Below are 21,396 nucleotides of genomic sequence, written 5' to 3' on the forward strand. Positions count from 1 at the left end.
ATCCAAGAAAAATCGGGTCAGAACGCAGGCGCGCTCTAACCCGATATGACAACTCTACTCTATCACCAAAATTCTAGGGGCTGTTTTGGCAATCACTCTCGTTGATAACCATGAACCAAACACCGCAGATACGATACTGATGAAGGCAATAGGAAGAATACCGCCCCAGTTCATAACAAGGGGGAGTTTTACAAGCCCAAAGGTGGCCAGGATTTGTTCCAGTAGGATCGGCAGGACATAAATTCCGGCACAAATGCCGATGATCGCCCCAATGACGGATAAAGCCGCGATTCCCAAAGCTACCGACATTCGGATTCGATTTGCGGTCATGCCAATCGATTTATAAATGCCATAGGTTTTGCTTTCTTTTCTAATATTGATCCGGCAAGTGCTGTAGATGATGATGCAAGTGACCACAATAAATATCAAGTCCATGATACCCATCGGTAAAATGAGTAGCCCTACGGCCACCTTAAATACAGAATGGATTAACGTTTTCTGTGTCACTGCTTCGAGAGCTTCCTTATAATGCTCATTGATATCGCGTACGACTTGATCGGCTTGGTCGATATCATGCACATTGACAAAACACACTTCATCATTACTGTTGCCGAATTTCTCCCCTGAGATCACATCGGCTGTTATCCTTGCGGAATAAGACATGTTGGCGATGGATTGATAAATCCCCGTAACAATAAAGGAATGCTTCTTCCCATAGATGTATACTTCCATGACATCCCCAATGTCTTTATTCAGTTTCTTGGATATATTAACTCCAATGGCTATCTCGTTTTTGTGATGAGGGTTGGTTCCTTTGAATGCAGAAAATCCCGCCTGATCATAACTCCCGCCAGCGACGCTTATATATACATTCATGGATGGTGCGTCTGCCGTACCAGAGTCCTCGGATTTTTCTGAGGCAATCACTCCCGAAATATATTTATACCATCCGAAATTTTTGATTCTGGGGTCGGACCGCATGTCTTTTTCAAATTGTTCGTGCGAAAAAGTCGATCCATTAAAGATGGTTACAGCGATATTTGAATTATCATATCCCCATAAGGACGCCGTCTTCGGTATGGAAATGATGCTATATACTAGGACAAATCCGAACACAAGGACGGCTGAAGTTATCGTTGTAAGAACGAGCATTAAGAGAGAACCTTTTACATTTTTCAGAACATTACGAAACCCAATGGTGAGCATAACGGGAAAACGATCGAATCCAACCTGGCGCGTTCCATTAGTACTTAAACGTCTTGTCCGCTTGCTGTTATCCATTTCAGACATGCCATATCGGATCGCTTGCACAGGCTGTACGGAACGGGCTTTATTGGCATAAATCAACACGCATAAAATGACGAGGAGGAATACAGATATTCCCACAGCTATAGCCGCAGTATTGCCTTGCATCGCCAGACCTGAACGGTTTGTTTTCAAAGATGAAAGGGAACTCTCGATAATGATTTTGGATAAAAAATGACTGGAAAGCAGTCCGGGAATAAGGCCTATGATCGAAAGCAAAGCATATTGAGACATGTAGGTAGCGATAATTCCAGCTGAAGATAGGCCACAGGTCTTCAATATGCCAATCGTTCGATAGTTAGCCAATATCGCGTCAGAAATTGTGAACCCAATCGTGAATAGCGCCACAAGCAGCATGACAACTCCAAGAAAAATCATTACGAATCCGATCACTTTATTCATAAGGAAATAAAATGAATATATCGATTCGAAACTATCCTTAGATTCAAGGTATGGGGTACCGAACTTCTGCTCGAAGAGTTGCCAATACTGAGTATTTGCGTCGTAATCTGCGAACCGAAGCCCCATCATATACATGTCTTTTCCCTGAATGGACTGAAACTGCTTTTCATAATCCTGCGCGTTCATCCAAATGCGGGCATTTGTTGTGAACGGAGCTCCATAAGGAATATCCACGACTACGCCCGCTACCTTTAACTCAAATGTACCCTGACCTGTTTTAAAGCTTACTTTATCACCAACATTAATTCCGTTGGAATAAGAGAGTGAAGTGGGTATCCATACAGTCCCGACTTCAGGGCTGCTTCTTTCCTCTCCTTGAGCCCAGACCAGCTTATCAACCTTAAAGGGAAGCTCCGGTGTATTCATCATGTACAAGTATAAATTGATTTCTTTTCCTTGATGAACAATTCCGGATAAATTTCGATAGGGCATTAGTTCGGACGCCGTAACCCCTTGCTGCTCGTCCCACCACTGCTTAAGCTGTTTCGGATCATGCAGGCCGTGTTCTAAAGTTAAAATTTGATGCGAACCGTTCGTTTGGTTATGCATGTCCGTAAATAAATCTTGTGTATTCGAGATCACAATCACGGATGTCGACAACATCAGCGCAGATAACAGAATGAGCAAGGTTGTAAGCCCGTTTTGCAGCTTCTTCGTTCTTAGGTTAGATCGGAAAAGAGTCCAGACCGCATTCATCACAGTCACTCCTTCCCTGACACATAAGAAAAGATGATTTTTTCTCTGTCCTGAATGTCCTCATTGTCAGGTTCATATTTATCAAATTCCAGAATGCCGCCAACTTTGCCGTCCCGGATTAAAATAAGCCGATCCGCCCGGCAAGCCGCTTTGATATCATGCGTAACCATGACAACCGATTGCCCTTTGCGATTCATCTCCGTTAAAATATCTAATATCGCGACGCCTTGGTCATAATTCAAACTGCCTGTCGGTTCATCGGCAAAAATGACCTCTGGAGAGTTAATGAGAGCTCTTGCTATAGCTGCCCGCTGCTGTTGTCCCCCCGAAGCTTGCGCTGGCAAGCGATTGCCCAGGCTCTCAATCTGCATCGCTTCCATCAGAGAACGCGCCTTTTTCTTCACTTCATTTTTCTTATTGCCGGCGATATAGCCGGGTAATGCGATGTTTTCCAAAAAAGTGAGATCAGGCACTAAATGAATCCCTTGATAAATAAATCCGATTTTCCGCGCCCTAAAGTCCGCCATTTTCTTTTCGCTATAGGTATCGATACGCTGCTCTTGATAATACACCTCTCCAGTCGTCACACTATCCAGTCCACTCAGGAGATACATCAAGGTAGATTTTCCTGAACCGGAATTCCCCATAATGACCGTAAAATCTCCTTGGTAAATTTCGATATCCAGATTACGAATGGCATGATATTGCTCGCTGCTGGTAGAGTAGGTTTTACAGAGGTTTGCAGCATGAATCATCGTTTTTTTATCCTTCATCTATTCAAGCCCTCCTGCAATTTCAGTATATTCGTCATTGTAAAGGGCATTTCTTGCATGCTGCTTATCAAATTATTAATAAAGTATTACAAGCGGAGAATCAGCCTAATGGAATGGAAAAATAAAAGGTTGTTCCTTGACCCGGCGTGCTTTTAAAGGAAATCGAACCTTTGTGCGCTTCAATAATATATTTGCATATGGACAAACCTAATCCCGAACCCTCATTTTTTGCTTTTGCTGCCCCACCGCCAGCATGTCCTTTAAAATAACGTTCAAAAATAAACGGCATGTCCTGTGGAAGAATTCCTTTTCCCGTATCTGCGATTGTGATGATGAGCTGCTCCAACTCCTTTTCAATGCTAATTCGGATGGAATCTCCCGGGGATGTATGCTTCAAGGCATTCGCAATGAGATTGGAAATAACTTGTTCCAGCCGGTTCGCATCCACGTTGATGAGCACATTCGGAATTTCTGCCGGTTCGATAAAGGTAATGCCTGCTGTACGAACGTTGTGGCCCATCGGCTTAATGATTCGCAGCAGGAACTCTTTACTATATTGTTCTGTCGGATGGACTGAAATTTGCCCTAATTCTTTTAATGCATGCAAGAGCAGGTCATCCAAAAGCACGGTCATTTTATGCGTATTGGTCTGCATCACTTGAATATATTCCATCACCGAATCCATATCGGGACAAATCCCTGCACGTATCGCCTCTAGATATGCATTGATCGTAGTTAGAGGGGTCTTGAGTTCATGGGATAAATTCGATACCAGCTCTTTCTGGGCCTTATCTTGCTCATCTCTTCGCTTATTAAGATGTATGATTTCCAGCCTCATTTGCTCGAACATGGCGTATACTTCTCCGATTTCGTCCATACGGCCATACTCCGCTTTGTGCTCGTAATCTCCCTTTAAAATCGCTTCTGAATAATATTTTAATTTATGAATGGGCCTGATGGTATCGTTGTTGATTTTCCTTCTAAGGAACCACAATAAAATGAATACCAGCAGTAAACATGTCACCATCAGGAAGAGAGGAAAAAGGATGGTCTGATGTGATTGTATTGGAATGACAAGTGCTGCTGGCAATGTAAAAATGGCGTTTCCGATTTGAGTTTGTATTTCTGGGTTGATGACGGGAAAAGCAATTTTGAAAAGATCCTTATCTACCTTCGAATCATATAAATCATAATGAAGTGAAGTCCTTACATCGATGGTTTGGACCTTCGTCTCAGGTGCGGAATTAAAAATAACTCTGCCATCCAACTGAGCAAACAGAATGCTAACGCCGCTACTTTCGCTCATCTTCAGCAAGTTCTGTCGCACTGTCGCATCCGTAGCGATCGCTTTATGATTTTCTTCAAGAAATAACATCATTTCGTTGACCTTGATCCGCACTTGATTAATGACGTAGTTCGTCTGAACATTGTCTTCTTTCCCGGTCCATATGATGTACGCTCCACAACCGATCACGATGACGAGGCATAAACATACGGCCATAATCCACTTTTTTAACCAGCGGCTTACATACATGGTAGTCCCCATCCCCTGATCTAATCCGAGCTGAATTTGTAGCCAACGCCCCAGACCGTTTTAATATATATTGGGTTTGAAGGGGCCGGCTCCAGCTTTTCTCGCAATCTTCGAATATAAACAGTTATTGTGCTTTCATCTCCAAATGTTTCGTATCCCCATACTGCGTCTAATAGCTGACTTTTGGAGAACACTTGATTTTTATGTTTGGCTAAGTAGTACAGCAGTTCAAATTCTTTGGCAGATAACGAAATTTCTTGACCTTCAACGGTTACCTTGTAGGCTTTTTTATCAATGATAAGGCTCCCAAACTGCAGCAATTCATTTTGCTTCGGCTTATTTTCCATGCTTCCTCTCCGCAGGTGGGCATTAATTCTGGCGACGAGCTCGCTTAAAGAAAACGGCTTTGTCATATAATCATCCGCGCCAAATCCGAGTCCAAGCACCTTATCCGTATCGCTGCCTCTAGCGCTCAAAATCAGAATCGGCGTATTGCATGTCTCGCGAATTTGGCGGCAAAGCTCGATCCCGTCCGCATCTGGAAGCATAATATCCAGAATAATAAAATCGGGGGACAAGGTGTCTATGAATTTCAAGCCATCTTGACCGTTCTCAGCAACCCATACCTCATATCCGCTGATCGTTATGTAATCTTTCAAAATACGGGAAATGTCCTGTTCATCTTCAATAACGAGTACTTTCCTTGGTAGATTCATCGTCTAATCTCCGCTATGTGTTTATAATTTACAGATCTGCGTTCTTAATAAAAATAATTTTGACCCCGATCACCTGGTTCTGATCATTTGCAGCATAATATGCCGCATAAGCGCCATCGCCGAAGGGGACGGTTATTTGTCATATCTTTTTTAAGTATACCACTCCTGGAATCGGTCATTAATAATTAAATATTGACAAGCTATTAGCTGGAATAGCGCAACGCGGCTGCCGATCCATGCCGGCAGCCGCGTTTTAATTAAGCTATAGTTTCCCGTTAGTTTAATCTTTCTTACCAGTTGCTGCGTAATATGCCTCTTTTAAGTGTGGTAACACCTTTCGGAAATTATGAACTATATCTGCAGTCGTTTTTATGGGTCTGTCAAACCATGCATTATAAACTCCCCTGCGATGAATGCCTTACTTCCTGTTTGAAAGAACCGGATGTACTAGCGAGAGTGAATTGTATTAATCTGCTCCGGGACTGCATCGATACCTTATATATACGAACCCCAACCACTCCAACTGCGGAATTGTTATTTCATTGGTCTGATGTATAAGGTCCCGTTTCTTTACCATGAACCACTGGAATCATCCATTGGTAATGCAGCTTGTCGTGAAGCTGATACCGCTCCATATTTGGACCTGCCGGCTCGAATCCGAACGATTGCAAAACGAGCATTAAACTAAAACAAGCGTAAGGATCGGTAGACAAGCAATCAAGTGTAACGAACAGTGTGGGCTGTATGACTTCAAGCTCAACTTCATGCTCCGTTTCATGCTTCCATTCGTCCGGTAAGGCTGACTTCAAAGGCAAGCGAAAACCGACTTTGCCGAGCATCTCATCTCCGATCATTCGTTCCTGCCGTACATAAGCCTCTTTCGCATGCAAAAGCCCTCGCTTTTCCAAGTATGCCGCACTCTCATCCATGGCCTGTGCAAACGGATGAAGCTGGCGCTTGACACGATGCCGAAACCAAAGCATCCTCGTGGACTGAGACCATCTAACCAACCGGATATGCTCATCAACGGAATCGACACCATCCAGGTACTGTTTGGCTACATTCAGCGCCAACAGCTTCGCATCGACATCCTGACGCCATTTGCGCAGCCATCCTGCTTGCCCGTCGGCATCCGCAGCAAGATAATGACGGATCTCGATTAGGCCAATTCCCGCTTGGCGCAGCGTATGAATCTTCAAGGCGCTTGGAATCTGATCCTCCCGATAGTATCGATACCCGTTATCCGCCCGATGACTCGGCTGCAGCAACCCTTCTTTTTCGTAATAACGAAGCGTACTGGCAGGAAGACCCGTCCGCTCGGAAAAGCCTTGGATGGTCATGTTGGTTTTCAACGGTTCCTCCTCCTACCATTAATAATAACTCCACACGTTTAATCGATTCCCGTCCGGATCATAGAAGTGGAATCCTTTCCAACGCTCCCCTATAATTTCTGATACATCAATTCCCTGCCCCTTGAGCCATTCATTCGTCTTATACAGATCCTCTTGCTTTTTAATCCTGAAGTATAACCTGGCTCCGGGATTGGCCTTTTTTGATGATCGCTCGACGTTCACTTTTTCTAGCCAGACGAAGTCCCATGTTTCGCGCATCAACGCAAATCCTCGGTCTTGAAAATTTTTCTTCGAACTTTCCCAACCGCATATCCGCGAATACCAATTAATTGAAGCTTCCAAATCGGTGACACCTAACCACAATGGCTTGGCAGCGTATTGAATGACGCGCGATTCAGGGAATTTACCTTCCAACTTCCTGTCTTCGCTTAACGTCAGGCGAACATTCCCGAATGTGATAATATCGGCAGACCGCGTTCCGTCCGGCATCTTTAACGGCGCGGTGCATTTGACGCCTTGATTATTGAAGTATTCCAATGTCTGATCCAGATTGGCCGTGCGAAAACAAAACCTGCAATTTCCTTCGAAATAATCTTCGGACGTAAAGTGGCTTAATTCGCTTTCGAACGACTTCAAATTGGCTTGTCCAGATCCAGGCATTTTGAAGAAAGCCTTCCTACCGACCGGCCCATCGCCCGTACCAATTAATTTCCAACCCATTTTATCGCCATACCATTCTACTGCCTCATCGAACTGATCCCACGGCACCATAATAAAACCGCCGTCAAACTTTAAATTAGATGTCACCATTTATACAACCCCCCATTTTTTGGAATGTTTCCAGGTGAGTTCATCATACACCTTAAAGTTGCTTTAAGGTCAATAGCTTTTTTCCATATACTTGTTGAATATGTTGACTCCTTGTTGACCTGCCTCTCAAAGCGCCTTAAGTGTTGCTGCATAAGGGGAGAACACAAACAATAGGACCCCAACAAATGACATGAAAAAAACGGCGATCCCGGCGGTCAACATGCCGTAACGATAGGCATCCTCTCGCCTATTCGAAAGCAGCCCCTACTTGTAATCATCGTTATATGGCAGATCAAACACTCGGCTATACCATTCAACTGCTCGTTTCATGTCTGAAACGTGGATAAAGATCGAGCCTACTCGTTTTTCAAGCCTGCTTCCCGCCGTTGTTTTCATTTACATTCCTCCCAGTTATTTTTATGCCGATTTCACCAACTGACTTCTATTATAATCCAAAATTTTCCTACATAATGAACTTTTTTACCCTTGTACGAGTTAAACTAATCTGCCCGTTAGTTTAATAGGCTGCCGATTTCCCGGCAACCTATTGTTGTTATAATATCGTTCGTCCCCGTTAGCGTAACAAAAGCTGCCGGTCTTTTACAGGCAGCCTCTTCTGGTGATTTTTGAGTATAGTGTCCCGTATTGAAAACGTCGGGATTAGAATCCATCATCAGTTTGATTATTATTTAGTTCCGCAACCAAATTTCAATTGTATCTCTTATTTCAAATCTGTCTTTGGATCGCTTTGATTTATATACTTTCCAGTTTTCATTGACCAGAACTAATATATATTCGCCATTTAATCTACTGTCTGGATACCACCCTAAATCAATAATAAATCTATTAATTTCTGGAATAAAGTGTCTTCCATCTACTATATCGAGTTTTTGAATTTGCATTATATCTTCTGTGAAGTAATGCCAGTTACTTAAGAAGTCTTCTGCTCCATCGGCAAGAATTGGGTCTACATCATGAAATTTATTGTAAGTAATCGCATAGCCTACAGGAATTTTTATTCGCATTAAACTCTAGTTGTAATCACCTCATTTTTTATTGAAATATATGAAGTATTCGTGAAATGATTAAGCTATCCTGCCTTTTAGTTAGTAACAGTTTACATAGGTACATTTTATCTTTTTATAATATAAAATCCTAAAAAAACCGGCGGTAGAGTTCTCGTCGGCGTTCCCCACGCAGCTGGGCATAAATTTGAGTGGTTGATGCTTTTTCATGCCCCAACATGCCTTGAATGAAATCTAATGGTGCTCCGTTATCAAGGAGCTGACACGCATAGGTATGACGAAAGCGATGCGGATATACATTTGCTTCGACCTCTCCCCGACCTGCAAGCCGTTTTAATGCCCACCTGATCGTCGGGATAGACATTCGCCTTGTTGGACGTGTATCGGTTACGAATAAGGCCTTACAAGTATCTTCACGACTCTCGAGATATTTCTTCAACCACACTTTACACTCAGTTGTAAAGTATACTTCTCTCTGTTTTGAACCTTTGCCATTTACAATAGCGGAGCTGTTCTCCCAGTTCAGGTCTTCGATGTTTAACTTCTCTACCTCTCCAACCCGGCAGCCGGTACTGTAGAGGAACTCCAGAAGTGCCCTTTCCCTCAGGGAATGGCAAGAGATCTTCAGGTGAATGACATCTTCCTCGATCAAAAACTTAGGAATACGCTTGTCCATTTTGGGTTCCCGCAACTTTAAAGAAGGATTTGAGGTTAAGTGTGTTTCTTCATAGGCAAAGCGGAATAGAGAACGAACAAAACGGATACGATGTCCTAAACTGCTGGGTTTCAATCGATCGGACTGTTTGGCTAAGTATTCCTTCAATAAGTTCAGTGTAACCTCAGAAATATCCAGGTCCCCTAGTTCTCTTAATAGTATCTTGAGCTGCAAGTCATAGGCTTTCAATGTACTTGGACTAAAGCCCTGTATACGTTTATCAGCTTCGTAAAGTCGCCATAACTCACTTATAATCATAAATAAAACCTCCCATAAGAGCTATTAAATCTAGTTTTTCTTCTTATGGAAGGTTTTAATCTATTTAACTAGCGTTTCCCGTTACTTGAATTACTTATATTTCATATTTTTAATGCGATTACCGTCGCTTATTTACAAAATGATTTGTCTATTTATCTAAAGAGGAGTAAACAGCTTCAAAATAAGCAACTGAAACTTGTTCCGCCTCTTTATTATATTCGATAAGGATGCGTTTTTAGACAATAGCCGTTACTTGTCTTTTATTGATCTATAGTACATCATTAACTTAAGCCATGCCATTTTCTTATTCTAGAATAAAAATAATCTCTCACCGCTTTTTCTTTTTGTATTGTCATAATTATGTATCTTTTTTGCACATCAACAACTCTTCTAATACCGTTGAGTTCTTGTTTCTTAATAAAGCCTTTCGCTCTAATTTCGTCCATCCTGTCAAAACTACCTCGCGCACATTTAAATATTGTCTCATCATTTAAAAGTTCAAGAACCTTATCTGTTCTATATTTTTTGGGGCTTTCCAACAATGAAAATGTACCAAACTCAAAAGTAAATCTTTTTGATGTCTTTAACTCTGAAGAAACTACAGCCCTTAATTTTTCTCTTTGCCATACAGTATTTAATTGCACATATCGATTATTAGTTTCTTTCCACATTACAACTTTATCTAACAAGCTTAGCTCGTCCACTTTATTTTTAAACAATGGGATATTTTCATGCTTTTTAAAGTCATTACTTGGAGTAAACCGCAAGTATCTTTTTCTTTGAGAGGGGATATTTGCTAGTCTTCCTAATTCCACCTCAGATAGAACATTGCTTTTTATAAATGTAACAAACGGGAGCAGCCCTACATTATATAGCAACGCGTTTAATTCCTCATGATTGTAATCATACACCTTATAGATTTTAAACTCTCCAACGACACCTAATTCTGTCCAAACAATGCGTTTTAGATCCAGACTCTCTTGCTCTTCTCGAATTAAGCTTTTTAATATACGTAACCTTTCTTCTTCCTGTTTTAGTTCCATGTATGATCCATCTAAAATAAACCTCTTTATTTCGTCTAGGCCCAATTAACTCAACCCTTCTAAGAGTATTGCACACTTTCTAATTTTATTAACGGTATCTTCTTTGAAATAGTACCTTTTCCTCCCATCCTTCATAACTAAAGTAAAATCCGCCTCAATTTCCTGCTCTCTAAGTATTCTCCATAGCCTTTTTTCTCCTATTTTCAGCTTTTTCATCACATCATTGAAGAATAACCCTTTCTCGTATTCTCTTTTTCTCTTTAACATTTCCAAACATGTCTTAATTTGCACCTCGTCATAATAATTCTCAGCTAACGTCTGGTTTTCGGAGCCGCGATAAGGTCTTAGGTGTCCAGAATATGTTAATGCTACAATTTCAAGTATTGTAAAAGCGTATTTGGCATACTTGGACAAAACATTATGAAATTTAATCATTGAGGGACTTATTTCATACGTATACTCTCCTAGACAATCCTGCATCAATATATTTACTTCTTTAATATGAAATAATACTTTACGGGAATTAGTAACTTTAATTGGTGTTAGAAAGCCTGCATTAGCGATCTTTTGAACGGAATCTGGGGACACTCCGATAATCAAACCAACTTCTTTTTTTGTTATCAAAGACTGTCTATTTTTCAAATAAACATCTAGCGTCGTTTTCTCGACCAAATATCTCTGTTGACCGTGTATATATTTCATTTCAATCTGTAGCTCATGAGTATCATTTAACTCATGAAGTTTTTCGTATGTAATACCTGTATTCCGTCTCACTTCCTCCCTTCGAATTTTCCGTCTATCAGCTAATAATTTTGGGTTCTTTTTAAATACAGAAAAATCTTTTCTTACACTACCTTCATCAATCTGTTCAACAAAATAGGTATTGTATGCCTTTTGAACCCAAGTAAAATCTTGATTATCAAAAATGATTTCAAAGGCTTTCAGACGTTCATATCGGTGCTTTCCTTTGTTTCGACTTAGGAAATGATCCAGAACGATGTAAAAATGTTTTGGAAAGTCTAAGTACATCCAATAAACATTTGCGAATGCATTTGCTAACTTATATCCACTTTTTTCAGCCATTGAACGGTTATAAAAGAAAGTTAATTTTTCGGTAGTCATCGCTGTATAATCAACGGCACCAATAAGTAAATGAAGACTATAGTAAGCTAAACGAACAAATTGTTCAAAGTTACAATTCGGTATTACATAGCATTCTTTTTTCCACAGATTTATTGTTAATTGTTGCTGAGACTCAATAAAAATAAAATTGTCAATCACTTCACCGGGAACTGTATTTTCGTAACTAAACGAACATATCTCACATCTTCTATTTGTAAAGGCTACCAAGTTAATTTTGTGACCGCACTCAGGACATTTATCTATCAACAATACGTTATGCTTAATACATAGATGAATTGGCATGAAACACCATTCAATATGATGATAATTATTTTCCTGAATGCATACAGGACAATATTTCACTTTGTTTTTCATAATTATTTTTAAGTATATCTCCGATCCAAAGAAGCTTTCTAAGTTGTATCCATTCTTTTCAGTAATGGAATCACTTTTAATTAATATTAAGTCAGCAATTTGTTGTAGTGCCTCTAGATGAATTTCATTATTTTGTGCTTGGTAAATTGAAAGCTTCAGATAATTCTTAAGATAAGAATATAGATAATTATTCATTTTTGATACTCGATATAGAAAACCTGATAAACTTTCATTACTTCGGATAAAAGGCCTAATTAATAGAGTCCGCGTGTTATCATTTTTCATTTCTTCCAGCTTCTTCTCTTTCGATTCTTTAGTTGTTCTTTTATCGACCGTATCCTAGCTTGATAACTTTCATAACTTTGTTCGTCAGCTATTCCATTATTAAAAATACGGTATGCTATTACTAAATTTCCGTCCTTTAACAAAACAAGAATGTAGTCATCATTATAGTGGTCAAAGTAAATTGGAATGCTTCTTAAATTATTTGTACCATACCACTGTTCTCTTATAGCAATACTGCAGGAGTAAATAAAATCATTAAAGAGAATCCCTTTTTCCGTTATCTCAGCTTGCTCAAGTGGAAACAAGTCGTATAATTTTTCCACGATTACTTACCTCCTATTAATCTATTATTTATATTATTACCAAACACAAGACTAACAATACATATATATAGTATTTAATTAAAAACACTATTTTTCTACCGTGTTTATCTAAATGCTGGTTGACTACACTTCAATTAGAGGTGTAGCTTATGTCTGAATCAATTTTGAAATTAATTGGAAAACGTATACGGGATTTGCGAAAAGAAAGAGGATTGTCACAGGAGCAGCTAGGAGAGTTAGCCAATTTAAATTATACATATATTGGGGGAGTCGAACGTGCTGAAACCAATATATCCGTACTTAACCTTGCAAAAATCGCCAATGCTTTGAATGTTGGCGTTTATGAATTATTTTCTTATACAAGGCTAAGCAATCAAACAAAAGGCAAATCTCATGATATGGAAAAAATCATAGATCTTCTCCTTGCACTAAACCCTAAAGAAGTAAGAAAAGCAAAAAACATTTTAATAGAAGTTTTCGATAAAAATTAAACGGCGACCCTAGAGAGGTCGCCGTTTATTTATCTGACTTCTATCAATCTATCAATCTATCTATCTACCTATCTATCTATCTATCTATATGATCAAAGTTTGTAATCTTCTTTCTTTGTTTAATTACATATAGTAGTCTTACGTTTTTAGTATTTCAACGACTTTAGTATACTCTTTCGTAATAAAGGAAGCATCACTAATTTGATTCTCTGATTTACCGGATATATCCCTGACTTTCGAAGCTCTCTTATTAACTTTTCTGTTGAATGAATTTAAGGATGAGTTCTAACTATATCTATGGCTGGAATGTAATCTCTTCTAAAATCCTAATAGCTATTGTGATAAGTTGAAACTCACCCCGAATTAATTACCTTATCAACTGAGATAAAACCCAATTTCACCCATCTTTATACAGCTCTACGATTGATCTTTGAAATCCCGTGTATAGTGAGATGTCCCTTTTGCAATAGGTTTCTCAGATCATGTCAAAAATAAGCTTATTTACCCCTTTTTTCATTTGCATTTACAATAAGACGGAGCCTCATCAACGTTAAAGCATACACCAAAATATAAAAGTCCATAGGACAAATAAATTCGCTTTGATTCATAAGTGTCAAGTAAACCGCTATTCAGTTAAGACAAAATTAAAAGGCGGGAGCCCACAATATAACCCCCACCTAGAAGAAAACATTTTATTGAATAATTATTCATTTCCAGTAATTATGAAATAAAAGTTCTAATCAATATTGAAACATTTCTAATTAATTATGGAATATCACAACAAAGTTAGTTATTACACTTTTCTAATTATTAACTTACCCGCAACGACTATATCCGCAATTCGAGCATGTCTTGCATCCTTCAACATTAATCAGCGAAGCAGAGCCGCAAGATGTACATAAGTCACGTGATGTGTATGCACTCTCATCATGGCTATGTCCCGCATGTGAATTGGCCTCAGACTCCTCAACCGCAATCGTCGCTGCGATTGGCGCGATATCGGAAGATGCTGCCAGCTCATTGTTCTCAATATGCGCTTCGAGCGCTTTGGCTACGGCATCCGCGATGGACTCTACCCGATTAACGCCAAAGCCGATCGCACCGGAACCGCCAATACCTTTCAAGTGCTTGATAAGGAGTGCTTCCTTCTGACCATGGTCCCCGTAACGCAAGAACAAGGAACATACGCGGCCGAGTGCTTCCGCCATAGCGAAGACATCCGATCCTGCTTTACCCACGTTCAAGAAGATTTCGCTCGGAATTCCTTCATTATCGTTAATCGTAATATATGCCATACCGAATGGCGTATTAATCTTATACGTCGCTCCGCGCAATACTTGCGGACGGCTCTTGTACTGCTTGTCGAACACTTGTCTTGTGTTCGCATCGACATTCACAGGAAGCGACTTATCCAGGGTCTGAATTGCACCCTTCTCTTCATTCGTCGCAGCTGCTTCTTCTTGGACCACAGCTTCTTTCTTCTCTTCCTTCTTCTCTGTCTGAAGGACCTGCACATCGCGGCTGCCGTCGCGGTAGATGGTTACCCCTTTGCAACCAAGATCAAAGGCAAGTTCATAAAGGCGCTTCGTATCTTCAACAGTGAAGTCCGAAGGACAGTTCGCTGTCTTCGAGATGGAGCTATCCACCCAACGCTGAATCGCAGCTTGGGAACGAATATGATCTTCGGCTGACAAGCTCATTGCCGTTACGAAATATGCTGGCAACTCTTCACCTGGATGCGCATCGATCCATTCTTGTGCAATCGGAACGAACTGTTCATCGAAGCCTAGACGGCTCTGACGGTAGAACTTGAACGCGAAGTAAGGCTCAATCCCCGTCGATGTCCCTACCATAGTACCTGTACTTCCTGTCGGTGCTTGCGTAATCACCGTCACGTTACGCATACCTTGCTTCTCAATCGCCGCACCTACTTCTGGATACGCGTCGACGATATTTTTCATAAATCCGCTCTGCATGAACGGTTCAAGCTCGAATGCCTTAAAGGAACCTTTCTCACCTGCAATCTCCGCTGATGCGAGGTAAGATTCTTTGGCGATAAAGCCATATAATTTATCCAAGAATTCTAACGATTCTGGACTTCCATAACGAATTTGGAGCTTGATCATCAGCTCTGCGAGTCCCATCGTTCCCAGACCTACGCGGCGTTCCTTCTGCTGATTTTCTTTATTTTCCTCGAAATGATACGGCGTCTTATCAATGACATTATCCAAGAAACGTACCGAATAACGCGTTACTCGGCCTAGCTCTGCCCAATCGACATCATGATTCGCTTCATCATAGAATTTCGAGAGATTCATAGCGGACAAGTTACATACGCCCCAACCTGGAAGACCTTGCTCACCGCATGGATTCGTACAAATGATCGGGTTGAAATACCAGCTGTTCGACATTTGATTGTAGTATTCCATGAAAACGACGCCAGGTTCAGCCGATTTCCAAGCGGATTCCATAATCGTATGCCATACGTCGCGAGCGCGTACCGTATTGTAGTGGATGACATTCTTGCCTAGCTTCTTCCACTTGTCCATATCGCCGTCCCAGATTTCGTCGTACTCTGGATCCGAAGTATCAGGGAATACAAGATCCCACGTTAGATCCTTCTTCACGGCCTCCATGAAGCCGTTGCTCACACAGACTGACAAATTCGCATTCGTCACTTGACCCATCGTCTGCTTAACCGTAATGAAATCCATGAGGTCCGGATGCCAGTCATTGATCATCAGCATCAGCGCGCCGCGGCGGCTACCGCCTTGCTCGATCAAACCTGTCGTGTAGCTGAACAATCCGCCCCACGATACCGCACCGCTCGACGATCCATTCACACCGCGAACAATCGCACGACGCGGACGCAGCGAGGATAAGTTAATGCCGACACCGCCGCCGCGTGCCATAATCTCGGTCATTTCGGACAATGTCGCCATTATTCCGCCACGGCTATCTTTCGGAGAAGGAATAACGTAGCAGTTGAACAACGTCAACTCTTCACTTGCACCTGCACCGGCAGCAATCCGTCCACCCGGCACCAATTTCCAATCATCTAATATATATCTGAAGTTTTCCGTCCATTGTTTTTGTAATTCTGGAGTTTTCTCCACCGATGCCATTGCCGCTGCCAGACGATCCCACATTTCCTCAGGCGTCTTCTCAACCGTTAGAGTCAGCTTCTCAACCGTCGAATCGACCACTTCACCGCTGCGTGTTCTCACGGTAACAGAACGGCCTTCACGCTTGATGACTTCCCCTACTTCTTTAGCTGGAAATTTCGGATCATCCTTGGTCAATACGAGCACGACATCTCCGACCTTCGTCTCGTTCGTGTCTGCATTTTTCCATGCATAACGATCCAAAAATATTTTCTCACTTAATCCTTCCAACCGCTGCTTATGCGTCGTATTCAACAAAAACAACCTCCTCTAGCATATTAACAACCAATAAACCTATGATTTCCCGCACAAAAACGCATATTTATTGTATGTAAAGTTTACAATATATTGTGTGCGTTTATCATTATACTATACCACATATTGTACTTTCTAATGGTGTGATGTGGAATTAATGCCAAGAATCCGCAGCATGTCCCATCTAGCTTCTTTTTTCTCTATCACACGCTCTATTTCTAGACTTGCAATTCTAAATCCTTCTACTTGGAGAATATTGCAAGTGAGTTATGAACCCGCCCTTTTTCGTCCATACTAACCAGAACAGTTCACTATTTTTTTTATCATTATCCGCACATCATCAAGAAGGAGCTAATCCATCATGTCCATAAATTCTGCAACGACTTCACGTTCCAAACAACCCTCCGCTCCGATCGATTTCGATCGTACGTGGTTCTCGGAATTAGAAGAACGCACTGCGAAGAACGGCCCTTGGGATGACTTTACGTTGTTCGCTCTTAACTATGAAGCGGAACAATCTCAGGTCGTCTCCACCTTCGATGAGCTTCAGTGCCTCACGCAATTGAACAACCTCAGTCCTCTACCGCACCAGATTGAGACAGCTACGAAGGTCTTACACGAAATGCGCGGACGAGCCATTCTCGCAGATGAGGTGGGACTCGGCAAGACGATTGAGGCGGGGCTCATTCTCAAAGAATATCTCGTTCGCGGCCTAGCACGCAAAGTGCTCATTCTCGTGCCTGCGTCTCTCGTCCTGCAATGGGTTCGCGAGCTGAACCAGAAATTCGGCATCGCTGCCGTTGCACAGAAAAAAGAATATACGTGGCACTATGATGTTGTCGTCGCCTCAATGGATACAGCTAAACGCGATCCGCACAAAGACCTGCTCTTGCAGAACGAATACGACATGCTGATTATTGATGAAGCCCATAAATTGAAGAACAAAAAAACAACCAACTACCAGTTCATTACCCAACTGCGCAAAAAATATTGCCTGCTTCTGACGGCCACGCCAATCCAGAATGATCTTAGCGAGCTCTATAATCTCATCACGCTATTGAAGCCTGGTCAGCTGGGCGGTGTCAGTGATTTTGCTGCGAATTTCATTGTCGATAAGCGACTGCCGAAGAATGAAGATCAGCTGCAGAGTGAGCTCTCCAAAGTGATGATTCGCAATCGTCGCAGCGACGGGAATATCGGATTCACCAAACGATTCGTCAAAAATGTGCCGCTGACGCTCTCCGATGAAGAAATGGCGTTGTACAACGGGGTAACGGCCTTCGTCAAAGATCGCTATAACGAGCTGAACGGCGATATGAGCAGCATGCTCTCCCTCGTAACTCTGCAGCGTGAAGTATGCAGCAGCCGCGATGCGGTATTCCTAACCTTAATCAATCTATCGAAGAAAATGCCGGAAGACTCGCCTATCCATGCGAAGATCTGGGAACTCGTAAATATGATTCGACAGATCAAGGCGAATACCAAGGCCGAGAAAGCGCTCGAATTGATTGAGGAAATGAACGACAAAGTGATTATTTTCACCGAATACCGGCAAACCCAGGATTATCTCCTGAACTTCTTTCGCAGCAAAAATATGGTGGCTGTCCCCTATCGCGGCGGCATGAACCGCGGGAAGAAGGACTGGATGATGGATCTATTCCGCAACCGTGCGCAAGTGATGATTGCAACGGAGGCCGGCGGCGAAGGGATTAACCTACAATTCTGCCATAACATGATTAATTTCGATCTCCCTTGGAACCCGATGCGCGTGGAACAACGGATTGGCCGTGTTCACCGTCTTGGACAGATGAATGATGTCAAAATCTATAACCTGTCCACCTCAGGAACGATCGAAGAACATATTCTCAACCTGCTCCACGAAAAAATCAATTTGTTTGAATTGGTCATTGGTCAGCTGGATGTCATCCTCGAACGGATGGAGAAGCAGGACTCTCTCGAGAAAAGGCTCTATAAAATGATGTTAGAGTCGAAATCAGATGAGGATATTCGAGCGAACGTAGAGTCGATCGGCAAAACATTTCAAGACATTGCAAAAACGGTTGCCGATAATGAGCCTTACATTCAGGATGCACCACAGGAGGAAGCACAATAATGGTGATGAGCGCCAAGCAAGTCCAGCAATTTGTTCTTCGCTATTTGGATGCGACGAACTGCCATTTGATCGAGAAATCTCCGGGACATGTCATCGTCAAGTTATCGCCTCAGGCGGACCGTGAGCTTACCAATCGCCCTTATTACTGGGGGTTCGTCGATCGTACAGGGACAGAACCGGAGACGATGAAATTTTGTTTTATTTTCGATAAAGACAAAATGCCTCCGCTTCCACCAGATCCTCCTCCAGGACCTGGATATATCGCCCATCGATTACTGAAGGAAGAAGTCACCTACGGCAGTCGGAGATTGGATCAATTTTTTCAAGCGGCGAAGGCGGGCGGTTCTTATGTTAATCTATTTGAACTGCCCAATGCAGAGCAGAAATCGTCGAACTTCTCAACGCCCTATGAGCAATGGCTTGGCGTGAATATGAAGATTGAATTTGCCTGCGATATGAAGCGTGAAGAGATCCATGCGCTAGGCATATCTATGGTTACGGGAGACATTATCGAGCAGTTCTGCGACAACATGTTGACTCGCAAAATGTCACCGCGCCTCCCAGCTAATGTTCATGTACTGCGAAGCGCCCTAACCTTAACCAAAGCGAGAAATCAACTCGAGAGTTATATCGAGAAAAAAATTAGAACCTATGATGATGAATGGGCGGTCGAAGCAAAAATCCGATTCGATGACGAAATCGCGCGGATTGACAGTTACTATGAAGGGCTGCTCAAGACGGAAGATGATGAAATAAAGAAATCTGTAGAAGAACAATATGCGAATCGCAAACAAGAACTGACATGGCAATACGAACCGCGTATTCGAATATCCGTCATGAATTGCGGATTCTTTCATTTGAGGTCGGTGGCCAAGCAATAACAGACGAAACTCGCTAAAACATCGCAAAAATAGAACGCGTACAGACACGGCATCGCCGACACGTTCTAACAACCTTTTTCAGGCTTGTCCGCTACAATAAGGAACATAGGATCATAAATATGATGCAAGTAGGTGATGCGCTCATGCAACCATCGCGATTCATTCGCATACTCTTGTCAACTTGTGCTATTGCTATACTGCTATATAGCGCGATATTTACGACCATTTCTCCAGTTATCGCTGCTTCCGCTTCAGAATTGACACAATCAGCTGAAAAAGACGCAATAACATCCCCTGCCATTGATCAACAAATGATCATTCAGCACGTTGAAGGCTGGATTCAAGATTTGTCACAGCATGCACCTTTCACCGTCTGGAAAGGAGCGAAATATGAGATCTCCCCTCTCGGACCTGGCTTGCACAGTTGGCTCGTGCAATTGACGAAGAAGGAGAAAGAACTCGGTTATCTGATCGTCAGCGCAACGGAGACGCAGCAGCTAACATTGTCCGAATACGGTGTTGGTCCTAGCCCGCTCTTCAGCACGAATACGCTGTACCTCTCTTTGGTGCAGCACGGCATTATTCCTTCATCGATCAAACGCAATCAGCTTTTTACAACGGATACCTTGCATATCGAACGTTATTATCTCCACCCTATGCTTGCCGTATGGCGCGTCGAACCACAGGATCAGCCTGCTACTTATTACAATGCCAAGACAGGAGAGCAGCTCTTAATCACGGACCAAGAATGGGACCAGCAGAAGAAGCTATTTACGCAAGGATCACCGCTTGAAGCTGGAATGCAAGAAGTGATCATGCCTAACAAGAGCGCTCAGCCGATACCCACCTTCGACCCGTTCGAACGGATCAATTGGTTAACCCATGCGCCCTTAGAAATTAAAACGGCTGCTCATTTGTCCACAAAGCTCGATCAGAAGGCGAAAATCACGTATGTGTCGAACTGGTACCAAGATTCCTACATGATCCCACTGGCTGTCTCTGGTTATCAGACCTGGCGAAACGTTACCTATATTATGGTTCATGATGAAGGGGCACGATGGATCCCTTTCCAATCTCTTGCCGCCTTCGGGAAATTCTATAAATGATGGATGACCGATAGCCGCTTCGCATCCCGCTTCCATCGACCTAACCATGCCGTACCTGCTTTTTCAATCTCTTGCTGCAATTCATGCAATGTCTTGTAAGCCAGCTTCCATTGCACCGACGTAATCACAGCCTGTTCCTTTGCTTCCTCCAGTTCCTCTACATCCAGTACAAATCGTTCACCAGAAGGCAGTATCACGAGATCTAAGAACAAATCATCAAAATAAGGCACCCCGTCAGCCGTTACCCCGCTTCCCGCATGAATGTCGACATAATGATGGACAAGCGCGCCTTGCGGATCAATGACTGTCGTTACAGCATAGTTCGCGTTGCTCGGAAAATATTGAAGCCACACATATCGATCGTCTACAAGCAAATACCGGTGATGTGCTGCTGGCTGATACCATATCGGGCCTTGAACATCATCAAATTGAACGCGTGTGACATATCCTTTAAAATCCGCTTCCTCCACAAACATCTGACGGTAAGTCACCTGAAGCTTTCGGTTCCAATCCGATAAATCCGCAATTTTGCGTTTCATTTTCACAATTCTTCCCCCCTCACCTCATTTCATTATACAAAAAAAGAAGCGCC

The 21,396-nt window shown here is 42.3% G+C and carries 19 protein-coding genes; 5 read left to right on the forward strand and 14 right to left on the reverse strand.

Features of this window, described 5'->3' with window-relative positions:
• Window positions 1-54 precede the first annotated feature (54 nt).
• The 4 genes from AC3WU2_RS25615 to AC3WU2_RS25630 form a co-directional block, all read right to left on the reverse strand.
• Window positions 55-2,463 (reverse strand): ABC transporter permease, encoded by a 2,409-nt coding sequence (locus AC3WU2_RS25615; protein ID WP_492457805.1) that lies wholly within the window; start codon window positions 2,461-2,463, stop codon window positions 55-57.
• 5 nt (window positions 2,464-2,468) lie between these two features.
• Window positions 2,469-3,236, reverse strand: coding sequence for an ABC transporter ATP-binding protein (locus AC3WU2_RS25620; RefSeq protein ID WP_492457806.1), 768 nt, complete (start codon window positions 3,234-3,236; stop codon window positions 2,469-2,471).
• Between the two features lie 100 nt (window positions 3,237-3,336).
• Complete coding sequence (locus AC3WU2_RS25625) at window positions 3,337-4,770, reverse strand: HAMP domain-containing sensor histidine kinase (RefSeq protein ID WP_492457807.1); 1,434 nt, start codon at window positions 4,768-4,770, stop codon at window positions 3,337-3,339.
• 20 nt (window positions 4,771-4,790) lie between these two features.
• Entirely contained in the window at window positions 4,791-5,486 is a 696-nt protein-coding gene (locus AC3WU2_RS25630) for a response regulator transcription factor (RefSeq protein WP_492457808.1), read from the reverse strand.
• A 387-nt stretch (window positions 5,487-5,873) separates the two neighbouring features.
• Here AC3WU2_RS25630 and AC3WU2_RS25635 point away from each other — a divergent pair, with 387 nt between their 5' ends.
• A complete protein-coding gene (locus AC3WU2_RS25635; protein WP_492457809.1) occupies window positions 5,874-6,044 on the forward strand; it encodes a four-helix bundle copper-binding protein in 171 nt (56 codons plus the stop codon).
• Here the strand turns inward: AC3WU2_RS25635 and AC3WU2_RS25640 are convergent.
• The 8 genes from AC3WU2_RS25640 to AC3WU2_RS25675 all read right to left on the reverse strand — a co-directional run bounded on the left by AC3WU2_RS25640 (window position 6,026) and on the right by AC3WU2_RS25675 (window position 12,794).
• Window positions 6,026-6,838, reverse strand: a complete 813-nt coding sequence (locus AC3WU2_RS25640) for a helix-turn-helix domain-containing protein (RefSeq protein ID WP_492457810.1) — start codon at window positions 6,836-6,838, stop codon at window positions 6,026-6,028. The two genes, AC3WU2_RS25635 and AC3WU2_RS25640, sit on opposite strands and share 19 nt — an antisense overlap.
• An 18-nt stretch (window positions 6,839-6,856) precedes the next feature.
• Complete coding sequence (locus AC3WU2_RS25645) at window positions 6,857-7,648, reverse strand: VOC family protein (protein WP_492457811.1); 792 nt, start codon at window positions 7,646-7,648, stop codon at window positions 6,857-6,859.
• 264 nt (window positions 7,649-7,912) lie between these two features.
• Entirely contained in the window at window positions 7,913-8,044 is a 132-nt protein-coding gene (locus tag AC3WU2_RS25650; RefSeq protein ID WP_492457812.1) for a VOC family protein, read from the reverse strand.
• Window positions 8,045-8,337: 293 nt separating this feature from the next.
• Complete coding sequence (locus AC3WU2_RS25655) at window positions 8,338-8,673, reverse strand: hypothetical protein (RefSeq protein ID WP_492457813.1); 336 nt, start codon at window positions 8,671-8,673, stop codon at window positions 8,338-8,340.
• Window positions 8,674-8,803: 130 nt separating this feature from the next.
• On the reverse strand, window positions 8,804-9,646 hold the full coding sequence (locus tag AC3WU2_RS25660; protein WP_492457814.1) for a tyrosine-type recombinase/integrase: 843 nt from the start codon (window positions 9,644-9,646) through the stop codon (window positions 8,804-8,806).
• A 281-nt stretch (window positions 9,647-9,927) separates the two neighbouring features.
• On the reverse strand, window positions 9,928-10,689 hold the full coding sequence (locus AC3WU2_RS25665) for a hypothetical protein (RefSeq protein WP_492457815.1): 762 nt from the start codon (window positions 10,687-10,689) through the stop codon (window positions 9,928-9,930).
• Window positions 10,690-10,734: 45 nt separating this feature from the next.
• Window positions 10,735-12,471 (reverse strand): TniQ family protein, encoded by a 1,737-nt coding sequence (locus AC3WU2_RS25670; RefSeq protein WP_492457816.1) that lies wholly within the window; start codon window positions 12,469-12,471, stop codon window positions 10,735-10,737.
• Window positions 12,468-12,794 carry a hypothetical protein gene (locus AC3WU2_RS25675; protein WP_492457817.1) on the reverse strand — a complete coding sequence of 109 codons (327 nt, stop codon included), beginning with the start codon at window positions 12,792-12,794 and terminating at the stop codon, window positions 12,468-12,470. Before AC3WU2_RS25675 ends, AC3WU2_RS25670 begins: the two co-directional genes overlap by 4 nt.
• Before the next feature lie 149 nt (window positions 12,795-12,943).
• Between AC3WU2_RS25675 and AC3WU2_RS25680 the strand changes: the two genes are divergently transcribed.
• A complete protein-coding gene (locus AC3WU2_RS25680; RefSeq protein ID WP_492457818.1) occupies window positions 12,944-13,285 on the forward strand; it encodes a helix-turn-helix domain-containing protein in 342 nt (113 codons plus the stop codon).
• A gap of 815 nt (window positions 13,286-14,100) precedes the next feature.
• Here the strand turns inward: AC3WU2_RS25680 and AC3WU2_RS25685 are convergent.
• On the reverse strand, window positions 14,101-16,704 hold the full coding sequence (locus tag AC3WU2_RS25685; protein ID WP_492457819.1) for an adenosylcobalamin-dependent ribonucleoside-diphosphate reductase: 2,604 nt from the start codon (window positions 16,702-16,704) through the stop codon (window positions 14,101-14,103).
• Window positions 16,705-17,065: 361 nt separating this feature from the next.
• Here AC3WU2_RS25685 and AC3WU2_RS25690 point away from each other — a divergent pair, with 361 nt between their 5' ends.
• The 3 genes from AC3WU2_RS25690 to AC3WU2_RS25700 all read left to right on the forward strand — a co-directional run bounded on the left by AC3WU2_RS25690 (window position 17,066) and on the right by AC3WU2_RS25700 (window position 20,804).
• Window positions 17,066-18,817 (forward strand): DEAD/DEAH box helicase, encoded by a 1,752-nt coding sequence (locus tag AC3WU2_RS25690; RefSeq protein WP_492457820.1) that lies wholly within the window; start codon window positions 17,066-17,068, stop codon window positions 18,815-18,817.
• Entirely contained in the window at window positions 18,817-19,698 is an 882-nt protein-coding gene (locus AC3WU2_RS25695) for a YqhG family protein (protein ID WP_018755750.1), read from the forward strand. Before AC3WU2_RS25690 ends, AC3WU2_RS25695 begins: the two co-directional genes overlap by 1 nt.
• Before the next feature lie 119 nt (window positions 19,699-19,817).
• Window positions 19,818-20,804 (forward strand): hypothetical protein, encoded by a 987-nt coding sequence (locus tag AC3WU2_RS25700; RefSeq protein WP_492457821.1) that lies wholly within the window; start codon window positions 19,818-19,820, stop codon window positions 20,802-20,804.
• On the opposite strand, the gene AC3WU2_RS25705 is transcribed toward AC3WU2_RS25700, so the two are convergent.
• Window positions 20,795-21,343 (reverse strand): ribonuclease FAU-1 family protein, encoded by a 549-nt coding sequence (locus tag AC3WU2_RS25705; RefSeq protein ID WP_492457861.1) that lies wholly within the window; start codon window positions 21,341-21,343, stop codon window positions 20,795-20,797. The genes AC3WU2_RS25700 and AC3WU2_RS25705 overlap by 10 nt on opposite strands.
• Window positions 21,344-21,396: the final 53 nt, after the last annotated feature.

The sequence above is a fragment of the Paenibacillus sp. EB106-05-06-XG162 genome (genome assembly GCF_058791655.1).